Source organism: Serratia sp. CY47280, assembly GCF_052168655.1.
Taxonomy (GTDB): domain Bacteria; phylum Pseudomonadota; class Gammaproteobacteria; order Enterobacterales; family Enterobacteriaceae; genus Serratia; species Serratia bockelmannii.
Genome location: NZ_JBJNMG010000006.1, coordinates 60,952 through 74,788, shown reverse-complemented (window position 1 = coordinate 74,788; position 13,837 = coordinate 60,952). Strand labels below are relative to the sequence as shown.

Annotated in this window: 15 protein-coding genes; 2 read left to right on the top strand and 13 right to left on the bottom strand. The window is 61.8% G+C overall.

Translation table 11 applies throughout. The annotated features are described in order from the left end of the window. Positions 1-18: 18 nt before the first annotated feature. The 5 genes from creD to sdhE all read right to left on the bottom strand — a co-directional run bounded on the left by creD (position 19) and on the right by sdhE (position 4,243). Positions 19-1,383, bottom strand: a complete 1,365-nt coding sequence (gene creD, locus ACJ8J4_RS20160) for a cell envelope integrity protein CreD (RefSeq protein ID WP_197837477.1) — start codon at positions 1,381-1,383, stop codon at positions 19-21. Positions 1,384-1,463: 80 nt separating this feature from the next. Then, entirely contained in the window at positions 1,464-2,882 is a 1,419-nt protein-coding gene (creC, locus tag ACJ8J4_RS20155; protein ID WP_169540605.1) for a two-component system sensor histidine kinase CreC, read from the bottom strand. Next, positions 2,879-3,574, bottom strand: coding sequence for a two-component system response regulator CreB (gene creB / locus ACJ8J4_RS20150; protein ID WP_025304122.1), 696 nt, complete (start codon positions 3,572-3,574; stop codon positions 2,879-2,881). The genes creC and creB overlap by 4 nt, the downstream gene beginning before the upstream one ends. Continuing rightward, entirely contained in the window at positions 3,574-3,996 is a 423-nt protein-coding gene (locus ACJ8J4_RS20145) for a protein YgfX (RefSeq protein WP_025304123.1), read from the bottom strand. Before ACJ8J4_RS20145 ends, creB begins: the two co-directional genes overlap by 1 nt. Further along, positions 3,977-4,243 (bottom strand): FAD assembly factor SdhE, encoded by a 267-nt coding sequence (gene sdhE / locus ACJ8J4_RS20140; RefSeq protein WP_004931679.1) that lies wholly within the window; start codon positions 4,241-4,243, stop codon positions 3,977-3,979. The genes ACJ8J4_RS20145 and sdhE overlap by 20 nt, the downstream gene beginning before the upstream one ends. A gap of 320 nt (positions 4,244-4,563) precedes the next feature. On the opposite strand from sdhE, the gene ygfZ reads away from it, so the two are divergent. Next, a complete protein-coding gene (gene ygfZ / locus ACJ8J4_RS20135) occupies positions 4,564-5,556 on the top strand; it encodes a tRNA-modifying protein YgfZ (RefSeq protein WP_025304124.1) in 993 nt (330 codons plus the stop codon). Positions 5,557-5,594: 38 nt separating this feature from the next. Here ygfZ and ACJ8J4_RS20130 read toward each other — a convergent pair whose 3' ends face one another. After that, positions 5,595-6,092: a DUF2165 family protein gene (locus ACJ8J4_RS20130; RefSeq protein WP_025304125.1), complete on the bottom strand. Its 498-nt coding sequence runs from the start codon at positions 6,090-6,092 to the stop codon at positions 5,595-5,597. 150 nt (positions 6,093-6,242) lie between these two features. After that, positions 6,243-6,917 carry a PAQR family membrane homeostasis protein TrhA gene (gene trhA / locus ACJ8J4_RS20125; protein ID WP_033639467.1) on the bottom strand — a complete coding sequence of 225 codons (675 nt, stop codon included), beginning with the start codon at positions 6,915-6,917 and terminating at the stop codon, positions 6,243-6,245. 183 nt (positions 6,918-7,100) lie between these two features. Here trhA and ACJ8J4_RS20120 point away from each other — a divergent pair, with 183 nt between their 5' ends. After that, a complete protein-coding gene (locus ACJ8J4_RS20120; protein WP_025304127.1) occupies positions 7,101-7,709 on the top strand; it encodes an HD domain-containing protein in 609 nt (202 codons plus the stop codon). A 39-nt stretch (positions 7,710-7,748) separates the two neighbouring features. On the opposite strand, the gene rbsK is transcribed toward ACJ8J4_RS20120, so the two are convergent. The 6 genes from rbsK to ACJ8J4_RS20090 are packed head-to-tail and all read right to left on the bottom strand — an operon-like array spanning position 7,749 to position 13,835. Further along, positions 7,749-8,675 carry a ribokinase gene (gene rbsK, locus ACJ8J4_RS20115; RefSeq protein ID WP_025304128.1) on the bottom strand — a complete coding sequence of 309 codons (927 nt, stop codon included), beginning with the start codon at positions 8,673-8,675 and terminating at the stop codon, positions 7,749-7,751. Then, positions 8,672-9,580, bottom strand: a complete 909-nt coding sequence (alsK, locus tag ACJ8J4_RS20110; RefSeq protein ID WP_099817448.1) for an allose kinase — start codon at positions 9,578-9,580, stop codon at positions 8,672-8,674. Before alsK ends, rbsK begins: the two co-directional genes overlap by 4 nt. A gap of 10 nt (positions 9,581-9,590) precedes the next feature. Then, entirely contained in the window at positions 9,591-10,262 is a 672-nt protein-coding gene (gene alsE / locus ACJ8J4_RS20105; protein WP_025304130.1) for a D-allulose 6-phosphate 3-epimerase, read from the bottom strand. A 31-nt stretch (positions 10,263-10,293) separates the two neighbouring features. Next, positions 10,294-11,328: an ABC transporter permease gene (locus tag ACJ8J4_RS20100; protein WP_025304131.1), complete on the bottom strand. Its 1,035-nt coding sequence runs from the start codon at positions 11,326-11,328 to the stop codon at positions 10,294-10,296. A 10-nt stretch (positions 11,329-11,338) separates the two neighbouring features. Next, entirely contained in the window at positions 11,339-12,325 is a 987-nt protein-coding gene (locus ACJ8J4_RS20095) for an ABC transporter permease (protein WP_025304132.1), read from the bottom strand. After that, entirely contained in the window at positions 12,318-13,835 is a 1,518-nt protein-coding gene (locus ACJ8J4_RS20090; RefSeq protein WP_043142616.1) for a sugar ABC transporter ATP-binding protein, read from the bottom strand. The genes ACJ8J4_RS20095 and ACJ8J4_RS20090 overlap by 8 nt, the downstream gene beginning before the upstream one ends. Positions 13,836-13,837 lie beyond the last annotated feature (2 nt).

Genomic DNA, 13,837 nt, shown 5'->3' with positions numbered 1-13,837 from the left:
GCGCCCGATTCCCCTCGCTTATTTCCACAGCCGGAAGCGTGGCTCATCTTCCCCGGCCGGCGTTTCCTTGGTCAAACGCGCCGGATCGGCCACCTGATACCAGTCCAGTTTGCGCGTCAACAGCATAATGCCCGCCAGAATGGCGAACAGCAGCCCGGCTCCCAGCACCAACGCATTGTCCTCCGACTGCAACAGCAAATAGAGCACGCCGTACAACAACAATAGGCTCGCGGCGAACAGCGCACCGCGCAGCTTGCCGCGCAGTACGGCGCTCAGATAGAAGCCGATCAGTCCGCTGCAGGCGATGCTGGCCGCCAGGTAAGCGAAAGCGAATCCCAGGTGTTCGGAGAAGGCCAGCAGAATCAGGTAGAACAACACCAGCGCCGCGCCGACCAGCAGGTACTGAATCGGGTGCACCCGCAGCCCGGTCAGGGTTTCGAACAGGAAAAACGCCATAAACGTCAGCCCGATAAACAGCAGCGCGTATTTGACCGCGCGCTCGGTCAGCTGATAGTGATCGACCGGTTCGACCAGGCTGGCGCTGAAGGCCGGCAGCTTGTCCTCGTCGATAATGGCATCGTCGTAATAGAACGCACTGTTGATGTTGTTGGCAAACCAGGTGCTGCGCCAGCGAGCGCTAAACCCTTGCTCCGTCACCTTGCGTTCGTCCGGCAGGAAGTTGCCGAGGAAATTCGGATGCGGCCAGTTGCTTTGCAGTTGCAGCTCGCTGCTGCGCCCCAACGGCACCAGCGACAGGCTGCTGGTGCCCGCCAACGTCAGGGTGAAGTCGGCGTTCAGCCCCTCTTTTTGTTGCAGCATCGCCAGCGTCAGCGGGGCGTGGATCCCCTGGCGCAACGATCCCACGCCGGTGCCCGGTTCAAACGCCACCGGCTGCGGCATTGCCAGCGGGGAAATGCGCTTGATGCCGCGAGAGTCGCTCAGCGCCACCAGCAGGAACGGCTGGCCGACGGTCACGTTGGCGCGTTGCAAATCCGTCAGCTCCGGCTGGCCGAAACGCACCTTGAAGTTCAGCGGCCCCTGGTAAACCTGCGTCTGATAAATGCCCAACTTGCGCACCTCCACATTCGGCGCGCCCTGTACCTGAAGCGACTCCGGCAGCAAATAGCGGTAATGCTGCACCCGCTGCACTACCGTTTGTCCTTTCTCGTCTTTCTTCTCTTCGCGTTCGACATAGGGAATGACAATCAACGGACCGAGCACGCGCTGCGCCCCGCTGGTGCTTTCGCTCACCTGCCCGACCACGCTTTGCCGATAGCCGCTGCGTTCGTCGATCACGCTCATCAGCTGGGCGATGGGGATCAACATCACCACCATCAATCCCAGCAGCGTGGTTATTTTCCAGAAAAGTACCGATTTCATCATGCTCGCTCCTCGTAGGTAATAAGGCCACGATAAAACCCGCAGGTGAAATCAGAATGTGGTTATGTGAAGGGAAGGTGAAGTCACAGCGATAACATGAAAGTCGCTTCCACCCCGTGCGGCCGGCGGTTGCGCAGGTGAATGCCGCCATGATGCAGACGGGCGACTTCCTGCACGAAGTTCAGGCCCAGCCCGCTGCTTTTCGGCCGTTCGGCGCGCGGCAGCGAATAAAAACGTTCGAACACTTTATCGAGGGCGTAGTCAGGAATGCCGCTGCCGTCGTCACAGACGCTGATGCAGTAATGCTGTTCCCGCCGTTCGCCTCGCACGCTGACGCACCCGCCCGACGGGGTAAAGTCGATCGCGTTGTCCAGCAGGTTGGTCAACGCCTGGCTGATCAGCAACGCATCGCCGTTCAGCGTCACCTCCGCCAACGCCTCCAGTTGCAATCTGACGCCGCGCTGCATCGCCTGCGCCTCTTTGCCCGCCATCGTCTGGCTGACCAGCGCCGCGATCGCGATGGGCGCGGTCTCCATGTCTGGCCGGCTCTCCAGCCGCGCCTGCACCAGCAGTTTGTCCACCAGCTGCTGGATGCGTGCGCTTTGCTGCTCGATGTTGGTGAGAAAACGCCGGGCGGTATCCGGCGGTGGCAGCTCCTGCAACAGCTCCGCCGCGCCCCTGATCGCCGCCAGTGGGCTTTTCAGCTCATGCGTCAGGGTATGTGCATACTGTTCGATATAAGCTTTACCTTCCAGCTTCAGTCGCATGCTCTCCAACGCCTGCGCCAGCTGCGTCAATTCCCGCCCGCCCACTTTGGGCAGCGGCGCGTTTTCCCCTTGCGCCACCCCGTCGGCATAACGCACCAGCCGGCCTATCGAACGGTTGATCCACCAGACGAATACCGCGCCGATCAGCAACGCAATCCCCAGCAGCAACGCGCCGGCCCATAGAATGCGCCGTTCGCTGCGTTTGATCACCGGCGCCATGGTGCTGTTGGGTTTGCCCACGGTGAGCACGCCGATAATACGCCCTTGTTCTATCACCGGCGCGGCCACATACATCACCGAACTGTTTTCATCTTCAGGATCGCTACGGGTGCTGCGGGCGCCGTACTGGCCGCGCAGCGTCCGATAAACGTCATTCCAGCGCGAGTAGTCTTGCCCCTGCGCGCGGCCGGCAGAATCGAAAATGACCCGGCCCTGGGCATCGGTAAGATAGACGTGGTATTCACTGCGATCCTTGCGGATGCCGGAGATATTGGCGCCGATCGGCCGCTGGTTCAGCTGCGTGAACGCCTGCGCCAGTTGGCCATGCGCCGCATCGCCGCGCTGCATGTCCTGACGGGCGATTTGCGCCAACAGGTTGGCGGTGTCCACCAGCGTGCCTTCGGTAGCGCGCCGCACGCCGGGCTTCACTTCCTGGACGAAAATGCTCAGCACGAAGTACCCGGCCACCGCCACGATCAGAAAATATCCCAGCAGCAGGCGCAGGCCAATTTTCATGGCTGGCGGCTCACGCTGTAGCCCAATCCGCGGTGGGTGTGGATGGGCGGCTCACCGGGCTCAACCGCACGCAGCTTGGCGCGCAGCGTCTTGATGTGGGTATCGACGGTGCGATCCAGGCTTTCTTCCGCCTGCGCCCAAACGCTTTCCATCAGTTGCTGCCGCGAGAACACCCGTCCAGGCGCCAACAACAGCGTCTTCAGCAGCAGGTATTCATAACGGGTCAGCGGCAGCGGCCGCTGATGGTAGGAGATGGTGGCCGCGTCTTCGTCAAGCGTGAAAGCGCCGAAATGGTAGCGCGCGCTCTGTTGCAGGCGCTGCTGCTTATGCAGGCGGCGCAAAATGGTGCGCACCCGGGCGCTGACCTCGCGAGGGGAGAACGGCTTGGCGACATAGTCGTCGGCGCCGATCTCCAGCCCGATCAGGCGATCCACTTCATCACTGCGGGCGGTAAGAAACAGAATCGGCAGGTCAGCCGCCTGAGCCAGCAGGCGGCGACACAATTCAAAACCGTTGATATCCGGCAAACCGACATCGAGGATAGCAAGCGCGGGCGCGCCTTGCGCCAACGCCTGCAACGCCGGTTCCGCACGTTCGAACCAGCGTACTTCGAAGCCTTCGCTCTCCAGCGTGTAAACCAGCGTATCGGCAATGCTGGGTTCATCCTCCACCAACCAGAGCACGGGTTTCATCAGGGTTCCTCGCCGTTACCCGCCGGCGGATACAGCAACAGCTGCCGCAGGTGGCGCCACTCCTCTTTGCTCATGCAGTCGGAAGCCAGCCACAGCCGGCGGCGCTTTTTGCCTTCCATCGGCTGCAGCGTCAGCAGCAGGCCGTAGCCCGGCATCCAGGGCTTTTTCGCCAGCCGCCATTCTCGGCCGTGCCAGCTGAAACGCCGGTCCGCCAGCAGCCGCAGCTCGCCCTGCACTGCGGCGATGCGCTTCTGGCTACGAATGCACTGAAACACCACCAGCGTCAGCAGCACCAGCCAAAGCGGGCCATAACCTTCCGGCCAGGGCGAAATCAGGATCAGCAAGATCAGAACGCCATGAGTCAACAGGGAAAAAAGCTGGGTGCGCCAGGAAATGCGGATATCACATCGCCACTGGGCCACGGTCTTTATTTCGCGTTTGGATCAGGGTCACCATTCTCTGCAGCTCGCCGTCCTGCGGCGCGCCATGATTCATCAGCCAGTTGAACAGATCGGGATCGTCACACTCCAGCAGGCGGATAAACAGCGCCTTGTCCGCGTCATTCAGGCTGTCGTATTCGTATTCGAAGAACGGCATGATGGAGATGTCCAGCTCGCGCATGCCACGACGGCAAGCCCAGTGAATACGTGCTTTGTTGTTAATATCCATGTTGTTATGACTCACCTCTTTTCAGCGCGGCAGCGCCAGCGCAGGGTTCAAATGACACACTGTATGGCAACGCCGTCGCAATATAATTCCATCAGCCGGGGATCTGTCTGCAAGGGTGCCCTGGCCGCAAGCCTATAGAGTAACAATTTGACATACACGCCGGGAAGGCGCTTTGCTGCGGAAAACGTAATAAAGCGCAAAATGCCAAAAAAAGCGCCCCCCGGTCCCACGGCGCGAATAACAGTTTGCAAAGCCCGCCGCCTCTTTTACCATGGGTTCAATACCCTTCAGGTAAGCTAAACGTTGAGCAGGAACTTACTATGGCGCATAACATTCCATTCCCACCCCGTCAGCCCTCCGCTTCCACCCATCTCCCCCTGACGCTGATCTCGCTGGAAGATTGGGCGCTGGTGACGTTGAACGGGCCGGACACAGTGAAATATCTTCAGGGCCAGGTGACGGCGGACATCGACGCGCTGGCGGCCGATCAGCACGTGCTGTGCGCCCACTGTGACGCCAAGGGCAAAATGTGGAGCAACCTGCGTCTGTTCCACCGTGGCGAAGGCTTCGCCTATCTGGAACGCCGCAGCGTGCTGGACAGCCAGCTGGCTGAAATCAAAAAATACGCGGTGTTCTCCAAAGTCACTATCGCCGCCGATAATGACGCGGTGTTGCTGGGCGTCGCCGGTTTCCAGGCGCGCGCCGCGCTGACGGGCCTGTTCGCCACGTTGCCGGACGCTGAGCACCCGGTGGTGCAGGACGGCGAGACCACGATTCTGCACTTCGCTACGCCGGCGGAACGTTTTCTGCTGGTGACCCGCGCCGCCGTGGCCGAACAGCTGATCGGCAAGCTGCATGACCAGGCAGAGCTGAATGACAGCAGCCAATGGCTGGCGCTGGAGATCGAAGCCGGTTATCCGGTTATCGACGCTGCCAACAGCGCACAGCTGATCCCGCAGGCTACCAACCTGCAGGCGCTGGAAGGCATCAGCTTCAGCAAGGGCTGCTATACCGGTCAGGAGATGGTGGCGCGCGCCAAATTCCGCGGTGCCAACAAGCGGGCGCTCTACTGGCTGGAAGGTAAAGCGGCCCGCGCCCCGCAGGCGGCGGAAGATCTGGAGCTCCAACTGGGTGAAAACTGGCGCCGCACCGGCACCGTATTGGCGTCGAGCCAACTGGCCGACGGCACGCTGTGGGTACAGGTGGTGATGAACAACGATTTGGATGCCGACAGCCAGCTGCGGGTGCGCGACGATGCCGCCAGCCAACTGGCGATCAAACCGTTGCCCTACTCGCTGGCCGAAGAGAAATAATCCGTCGGCCGCAGGCGCCCTGCCTGCGGCCATCTTCATTACTCGTCCAATTCCCCGTCGCGCTGCACCAGATAAATCAGCACCAGAATGATGGTGACGAAGAAGCGAAACGCATCCGGCACGCCGTTCCACTGCTTCGACATCCACATGCCAAACCACTCGCCCCCAATCGACATAAAGCCGACCTGCCAGGTGAGAAAGCCCAGCGTCAGCCCCACTACCGCCAGCTTTTTCCGACCGTTAAAGGCGTGCGCAGGCAGTTTCAGGCCGCCCAACAAACGCAGGCCGCCGATCCAGCACAGCAGCGCGGTCAGGCTTTCCAGCGCGATGATGAAAATATAACCGGCGTGATGCAGCCACGGCGTCTGTATCGAGCGGTATCCGATGGTGGCGTCGGGGAAAATCGTGTCCATCATAAAGACGTGGCGCACGAAGGCGAAGTTGGAACCGTAGTCGGTGATGTTGCCGAAGGCGACCAGCGAAGCGAACAAGGCGATAGCGCAGACCAGCAGCGCTTTGGATAAGCGAACGATCATCTTGGTGAGTCCTGAACAGAGGTTAAAGAAACGGTATGCGGGCTCAGAAATGAAGGAACGGGCTTGCTGGATACCCGAAAGAAGCAAGCGCCTCTTTTTTAAAACAAAAGAGGCGCCAGTTCAATACGCATTCAGACGTAGCGGGAACGCTTAGACGTAGAGGTAGATCGCCATGAAATGGCAGGCGCTGCCGCCGAGCACGAAGGCGTGCCAGATGGCGTGGCCAAAGCGAATGCGCTTGGAGGCGTAGAAAATCACGCCCAGGGTATAGACCACCCCGCCGATCGCCAGCAGCGTGACGCCGCCGGCCTCCAGCCGCGTAACCAACTGATAAATTACGATCAGCGACAGCCAGCCCATCGTCAGGTAGGTCACCAGCGACAGGGCTTCAAAACGGTGGGCGAAGGCCAGCTTGAACAGCACACCGAGCAGCGCCAATCCCCAGATTACCGCCATCAGGCCCTTCGCCAGCGGCGAATCCAGCCCCACGAGTAAAAACGGGGTATAAGTGCCGGCAATCAGGAGATAAATGGCACAGTGGTCAAATTTTTTCAGCCAATGCTTGGCCTTCTGATGCGGGATCGCATGGTAGAGCGTGGAAGCGAGAAACAGCAGGATCATGCTACCGCCGTACAGGCTGTAACTGGTGATGGCCGTCGCATCGGCGCCGGTATTCACCGCCTGCACCAACAGCAACACCAGGCCGACGATGCCGAACACCAGCCCGATGCCGTGGCTGATGCTGTTGGCGATCTCTTCCGCCCACGGATAAGCCGCTGCGACAATCTTATTGCTCCCGGCTTTCACTACGTCCGTTTTCCCCATAACGCGCAACCCCTCAAAATGCCCTGCTTTGTTCGAAATTAACGCAAAGCAGCTTAACTGAGAATAATTCCAGTGTACACGTGTACGCTAAAATAAAAATGTGAACGCGTGTAACCATCGAAATCCCCCGCCCGGTGGTCTACAATCGTCAGGCTTCAACCCACCCACCTTGAGGTTTACACCATGTCATCCGCTGTACCCGCGTTAGATTTCGGCTCAATGACCCAAGTCATCCAATTCCTGATGGAAATCGATAAGTTGAAAGGTGTTCAACGCCGCACCAAAGTGCTGGGCACCCAGCGCCAGGAAAACTCCGCCGAACACAGTTGGCACTTCGCCATCGCCGCCATGAGCCTGGCGCCCTACGCCGGTGATGACGTAGACATTCAGCGCGTGATCCAGATGGCGCTGCTGCATGACATCGTAGAAATCGACGCCGGCGACGTGCTGGTCTACGATCTGGCGGCCCGCGCAGCGATCCACGATCAGGAAGTGGCGGCGGCACGTCGTCTGTTCGGCATGTTGCCGGAGGCTCAGCGCGAGTATTTCACCGCTTTATGGCAGGAGTATGAAGATGGCGAAAGCGCCGATGCACGCTTCGCTCTGCTGCTGGATCGCACCATGCCGATGCTGATGAACCTGCACAATGAAGGCCAGAGCTGGGTGGAAAACGGCATCAGCCTGGAGCAGGTGCTGGCGCGCAATGCATCGATCGCCGACGTACACCCCGAGCTGTGGCACCATATGGAGCAACACCTGCGGGATGCGCAGCGCAAAGGCTGGTTGAAGTAAGGGACCGGGCTGCCGCTTCTTGGCCGCAGCCCGTCTTCGTCAAGCGAACGCCTGCTGGCGTTCCAACGCCTCCTCATAGCTCGGCATCGATCCCGCCGCCCCGGCCCGTTCCACGCAGACCGATGCGTAGGCGGCGGCAAAGCGCACCGCATCGGCTAACGGCACCTGATTTGCCAGCTGCGCCGCCAGGGCGCCGTTAAACGCATCGCCCGCGCCGGTGGTGTCTTTCGGCTGCGCCGGAAACGCCGGGATCAGCTCGCTGTTTTCCCCGTCCGAGAACAACGCCCCCTGCGTGCCCAACGTCACGATCAGCAAACGAATGCCCTTAGCGTGCAACACCTGCGCCGCCTGGCGCGCCGAAGCCACATCGCGCACCGGCACGCCGGTCAGCAACGTGCACTCGGTGGCGTTGGGCGTCAGCAGATCGACCTGCGCCAACAGGCTGTCCGGCACCGGCTGAAACGGCGCCGGGTTGAGTATGATGAACGTTTGCGCTTCGCGGGCGATGGCGATCACCTGCTCAATCGCCGGCAGGTTGTTCTCCAACTGGGTCAACAGAATATCCGCCGCGGCGATCGCCGGGCGGCACTGGCGCACCTCGTCTTCGCTGACCGTCAGGTTGGCGCCGGGATCGACGGCGATCATATTCTCCGCCTCCTCGCCGGCAACATAGATAAGCGCATTGCCGGTCGGGCAATCGCCGGTCGAAAACAGCGTCACCGCATCGAAACCGGCGGCGGCGAGGTGGCGCCGGGCGAAGGTGCCGAAGTCGTCGCGCCCCACCTTGCCGATATAATGCACCCGCGCCCCGGCGCGCAGCGCGGCGGTGGCCTGGTTGGCGCCCTTACCGCCCGCGCCCATCATGCTGTTGCGGGCGATCAGCGATTCACCGGGCTGCGGAAAGCGCGCCATGCCGGCGACGATATCTAGGTTGAACGAACCGAACACGCAGACTTTGCCTTTCATTGCGGGTACTCCCTGCTCAATTGGAGGTGGCGCCGGGCGGCCAGGCAGGCGCCTTTGCTGCCGGTTTCATCGGTCAGGCGGCTGACGGAGATCGCCAGCCCCTGCGCCGGCTGCGGCCCGCGTAAATGGCGGCGGATCTCTTGCTCAAGGTGCGCCAACGGGAAACCGCTCATGGCGATCACGCCGCCGCCCAGGATCAGCCGCTGGGGATCGAGCACGTTCATTTCGATGGCGATGGTCTGCGCCAATCGTTCGACGAAGCACCGCAGATCCGGATGATCGCCGTGGCGCTCAAACAGCCGGTCGAACGGCGTTTGTGCCGCGTTGGCGCGCGCCCAGCCGGTCAGCCAATGGCCGGAGGTCAAACTCTCGACGCAGCCCCGTTTACCGCACGGGCACTCGCCCTGATGGCCGGGCCAGGGAATGTGCCCCAGCTCGCCGGCGGCGCCGTGCGCCCCGTGATAAAAGTCGCCGTTCAGCCACAGGCTGTTGCCCATGCCGGTGCCCAGATACAGCCCCACCGCCACCTGCGGCAGCGCCGGCAGCTGCTGCAAATCCCACCACAGCAGATGGTTGACGTCCTTGTCCATTCGCACCGGCAACGCCAACAAATCGGCCAACAGCGCCGCCACCGGCTGGGCGTCCAGCGCCGGGATAAACGGCAGCGACAGCACCCGCGAGCGATCGCGACTGAGGATCCCCGGCAGCCCCAGCATCACCTGCGCCACCTGACGATCCTCGCAATGCCCGGCGATCAGGCGGCCCAACGCCGCCAGCGGATCGGCCTGCTGCGCCCAGTCGGCGGTCGCTATCTTGCGGTACCCGCTGAACTCGCCGTCATCATTCATCAACAACAGGCGGGTATTGGTGCCGCCGACGTCAACGCCAAGAAAATGCCGCATCATGTCCCCCGCCTCAGGCCGCCTGCCGCATTTGATCCAGCATTTTTTCCCATGCCGTCTCCAGATCCGGATCGAGGTTGAACAACCCGGAGCTGCCGACGATCAACACCTCCGCGCCGGCGCCCATCAGATCGCGGTAGGTCCGCTGATTGCAGGATCCGTCGATCTCGATCAGATAGCGCAGATTTTGCTGGCGTTTCAGATCGCGCAACTGACGGATCTTTTCCAGCATTTCGGGAATGAACGGCTGCCCGGCATAGCCCGGATCGACGGTCATCACGGTGACCTTGTCCAGCAGGTGAAGGTAGTGGCGGATAAACTCCACCGGCGTGGCCGGGTTCAGCACCACCCCCACTTTTTTGCCCAGCGCGCGGATTTGATTGATCACCCGAAACGCGTCGCGGTTGATGGTTTCGGCGTGCGGGCAGATAAAGTCCGCGCCGGCGCGGGCGATCGGGTCGATGAAATCGGTCGGGTTCTCCACCATCAGATGCACATCCAGCAACAACGGGGTGTGCGGGCGGATCTGTTCGATAAAGAACGGCGACAGCGTGATGTTTTTAACGTAGTGCCCGTCCATGATGTCGATATGCAGCATATCGGCGCGGCGATTCAGCACCGCCAATTGCTGGCGGATATCCATCAGGTTCATGCACATCAGTGAAGGTGAAATCTGGTATTTCATTAGCGTTATCCTGCGCAAAAGGGAAAAGGGATCAGTGGCCCGCCGCGGTTCTGGCCTGGGCCGCGCTGCGGCGCATCGCCCGCCGCTGCCGATAGCGATGCCGGAAAAACTTCATCGCCAGCACCGCGATCAGCACCGCGCCCCACATCGCCAGACTGAAATGCGGGCTGACGTTCATCAGGTTCAAACCGGTCGCGATCACCTGCAGCACGATCAGCGCCAATACCACGCCGCTGACCCGACCAAAACCGCCGAATGGATCGGTGCCACCCAGAATGATCGCCAGCACCGTCAGCAGCAGGTAAGAGTCGCCGTAGCCCATGCGCGCCGAGTTGAAGCGCGCCATCATCACCAGCCCGGCAATGACGCACAGCAGGCTGGAGAGGGTGTAAATGGCGATCAGTACTCGATGGGTATTCACGCCGCTGAAGTGGGTAGCGTTGATGTTGCTGCCGCTCATGTAGATGCATTTGCCGAGCCGGGTTTTCTGCAAGAACAGCGCCAGCAACGCGGCGACCACCAGGAAGATCCACAGCGGTACCGGCACTCCCAGCACGCTCTCAGCGCCGATAAACCGCACGATCTCCGGCATGCCGCTTAGGGCCGCGCCGCGCGTCAGGTAGATGCCGATACCGTTGACCGTGGTCATGGTGGCCAGCGTCACCAGAATCGGATGTGCACCGACGTACGCCACCAGTGCGCCGGTCGCCGCGCCGATAAGCCCGGCCAACAGCATCGCCGCCGCCAGTGCCAACACCAGCCACAGCGCCTGCAAGCCCAGCCCGGCGTCCGCCGGCAGATAGCTGATGAACAGCCAGGCCATCAGCAGGCTGGTCAGGTTGGCGCTGGCGATAATGCACAGGTTCAGGCCGCCGCTGAGGATCGGGATGAACATCGCCAGCGTCAGCAGGCCCAGCTCCGGCAACTGGAAGGCCACGCTGGTGAAGGTGGCGCCGCTGAAGAAGCGCCCCGGCATCAGCAGGCTGAAGGCCAGCACCACCGCCAACAGCAAGGCCAGCAAACCGACGGCGGCCCCGTCTGGACGAAATTTCAGGTTGTTGCCCATCAGGTGCTCCTCAGGCGAAACCGACGTCGGTTTCTTTGCGTTTCTTGTAGTGAGTGACGGTGATCGCCGCGACGATCACCAGACCGATCACCACGTTCATGAAGTAGCTGGACACGCCGATCAGGTTGAGGCCGTTTTTCAGCACGCCGATCAGGAACACGCCCATCAGCGTGCCGACAACGCTGCCCTTGCCGCCGTTCAGGCTGGCGCCGCCCAGCACCGCCGCCGCCAGCACGTCGAGCTCGCCGCCCACCAGCGCGTTGGGCACCACTTCCCCCATGCGGTACACCTGCACCAGGCCGCCGATCGCCGCCATCGCGCCCAGATAGCCATAGGCGAACAGATGCAGCAGGCCGACGCGGATGCCGATGCGCCGCGCCGATTCCGCATCGCCACCGACGGCAAACAGCTGGCGCCCGAGGTGCGTTTTGTTCAGCAGCAGCCAGGTCAGCAGTGCCACCGCCAGCATCACCAGCGTCGGCAAACCGAGCTGATAGCTCTGCTCACCCAGTTGGAACGGCAGCACGCTGCGCGGCAGCGTCCACCAGTCCGGCAAGGCGTACAGGCTGCGGCCGTTGGTCAACCACATCAACATGCCGAACAACAACGCCTGCATGCTGATGGTGACGATGATCGAGACGATGCGCAGGCAGTAGATCAACAGCGCGTTGACCATGCCGAGCGCGGCGCCGATCGCCAACGCCAGCAAAATACTGCCCGCCGGGCTGGCCAGGCCGTAATGCGTCGCCAGCGTGGCGATCAGGTACTGCACCACCGAGGCGACTGCGGCGAAGGAAATGTCGATGCCGCCGGTCACCAGCACCACGAACAGGCCGAGGGCGAATATGCCGCTCACCGCGTAGCTTTCGCTGAGGTCGAGCAGGTTTTGCACCGTCAAAAACTGATCGCTGAGCAGCGAAAAGACGATGACCGTCAGCAGCAGCACCCAGGCCAGGTAGCCTTCGTTGCCGCGCGGTTTCAGACTGAATCTACGCATTAACCGCCTCCGCCAGCTGCTGCTGGCTCACCTGCCCCGGCAGGTACTCGCCGATCACGCTGCCGCCGCTGAAGTGCAGCACCCGATCGCAGTTGTAATACACCTCGGGCACCTCGTCGGAGATCAGCAGAATCGCGATCCCCTCCTGCGCCAGCAGATGGATCAGTTGGTAGATGCTGGCCTTGGCGCCAACGTCGACGCCGACGGTCGGCGAGTCGAGGATCAGGATCCGCGGCTGGGTCAGCACCCACTTGGCCAGCACGATCTTTTGCTGATTACCGCCGGACAGCGTCGAAACCGCCTGATCCGGATCCGCCACCCGCACGCCGAGTTTGGCAATCCACTCCGCGACGATGCGATTCTTGCGGTAATCGTCGATCAGGCGAAAACGCCCGCGCAGCTTATCGAGAATGGTCAGCACCGCGTTATCCGCCACCGACTGTTGCTGCACCAGCCCCAGCGTCAGGCGATCCTCCGAGACGTAACCGATGCCGGCCTTGATGGCGTCCTCATGGCCGCGAAAGCGTACCGGTTTGCTGTCGAGATAAAGCTTGCCGCTGTCGGGGCGGGTCATGCCGAACAGGCTCAGCGCCAGCTCGGTACGCCCGGAGCCGAGCAGTCCGCACAGCCCGAGCACCTCGCCCTGATGCAGGCGGAAGCTCACGTCCTGATACTGCCCGGCGCGGCTGAGACGATCCGCCTCCAGCATCACCCGATCCTTATTCATGCTCGGTGACTTCAGGCGATAATCCAGCTTCAAGCCGGTCATCAACTCGGTCAGGCGATCGCCGGTGATCTCCGCCGCCGGCCAAGTGCCGATCTTGTTGCCATCGCGGATCACCGTGACGCGATCCGAGATCTCCAGCACCTCGTCCAGCCGGTGGCTGACGAACACCACGCAGATGCCTTTCGCTTTCAGGTAATCCACCGTGCGCAGCAGCTGATTGACCTCGGTGCGGGTCAGTGAGGCGGTCGGTTCATCCATGATCACCAGCCGCGCTTCCGCCACCAGCGCGCGGCAGATTGCCACCTGCTGGCGCTGGGCAATCGGCAGCTCCGCCACCCGTTTGTCGAGATCGAGATTAAAACTCAGCTCCTGCAGCAGGCGCTCGGCGGTGCGCCGCAGCCGCGCCGGCCGGTGCCACCCCAACAGCCCGCGCAGGTTGTGCTCGAAGGCGATGTTTTCCGCCACCGTCAGGTTGGGAAACAGCGACAGATCCTGATAGATCACCTGAATGCCGAAGGCGCGCGCCTGATCCGGCGACAGCCGGCCGAAGGTTTGCCCATCGAGGGTAATGCGGCTGCCGTCATCCGGTTGATACACGCCGGCGATCGCCTTGATCAGCGTGCTCTTGCCGCAGCCGTTGGTACCGGCCAGGCAGTGCACCTCCCCCGGCATCAGCGCCAGTGAGATATCGTTCAGCGCTCGCTGCCCGCCGAAGGTCATCGACAGCTGTTGCAACGCGATCAGCGGTGCACCCTGCGTTGCCGTATTGCCGGAAATCGCCATGA

Bases quoted from the DNA above. Each gene is read 5' to 3' on its own strand.
- creD (WP_197837477.1), bottom strand. From the start codon at position 1,383: ATGATGAAATCGGTACTTTTCTGGAAAATAACCACGCTGCTGGGATTG.
- creC (WP_169540605.1), bottom strand. From the start codon at position 2,882: ATGAAAATTGGCCTGCGCCTGCTGCTGGGATATTTTCTGATCGTGGCG.
- creB (WP_025304122.1), bottom strand. From the start codon at position 3,574: ATGAAACCCGTGCTCTGGTTGGTGGAGGATGAACCCAGCATTGCCGAT.
- sdhE (WP_004931679.1), bottom strand. From the start codon at position 4,243: ATGGATATTAACAACAAAGCACGTATTCACTGGGCTTGCCGTCGTGGC.
- ygfZ (WP_025304124.1), top strand. From the start codon at position 4,564: ATGGCGCATAACATTCCATTCCCACCCCGTCAGCCCTCCGCTTCCACC.
- ACJ8J4_RS20130 (WP_025304125.1), bottom strand. From the start codon at position 6,092: ATGATCGTTCGCTTATCCAAAGCGCTGCTGGTCTGCGCTATCGCCTTG.
- trhA (WP_033639467.1), bottom strand. From the start codon at position 6,917: ATGGGGAAAACGGACGTAGTGAAAGCCGGGAGCAATAAGATTGTCGCA.
- ACJ8J4_RS20120 (WP_025304127.1), top strand. From the start codon at position 7,101: ATGTCATCCGCTGTACCCGCGTTAGATTTCGGCTCAATGACCCAAGTC.
- rbsK (WP_025304128.1), bottom strand. From the start codon at position 8,675: ATGAAAGGCAAAGTCTGCGTGTTCGGTTCGTTCAACCTAGATATCGTC.
- alsK (WP_099817448.1), bottom strand. From the start codon at position 9,580: ATGATGCGGCATTTTCTTGGCGTTGACGTCGGCGGCACCAATACCCGC.
- alsE (WP_025304130.1), bottom strand. From the start codon at position 10,262: ATGAAATACCAGATTTCACCTTCACTGATGTGCATGAACCTGATGGAT.
- ACJ8J4_RS20100 (WP_025304131.1), bottom strand. From the start codon at position 11,328: ATGGGCAACAACCTGAAATTTCGTCCAGACGGGGCCGCCGTCGGTTTG.
- ACJ8J4_RS20095 (WP_025304132.1), bottom strand. From the start codon at position 12,325: ATGCGTAGATTCAGTCTGAAACCGCGCGGCAACGAAGGCTACCTGGCC.
- ACJ8J4_RS20090 (WP_043142616.1), bottom strand. From the start codon at position 13,835: ATGGCGATTTCCGGCAATACGGCAACGCAGGGTGCACCGCTGATCGCG.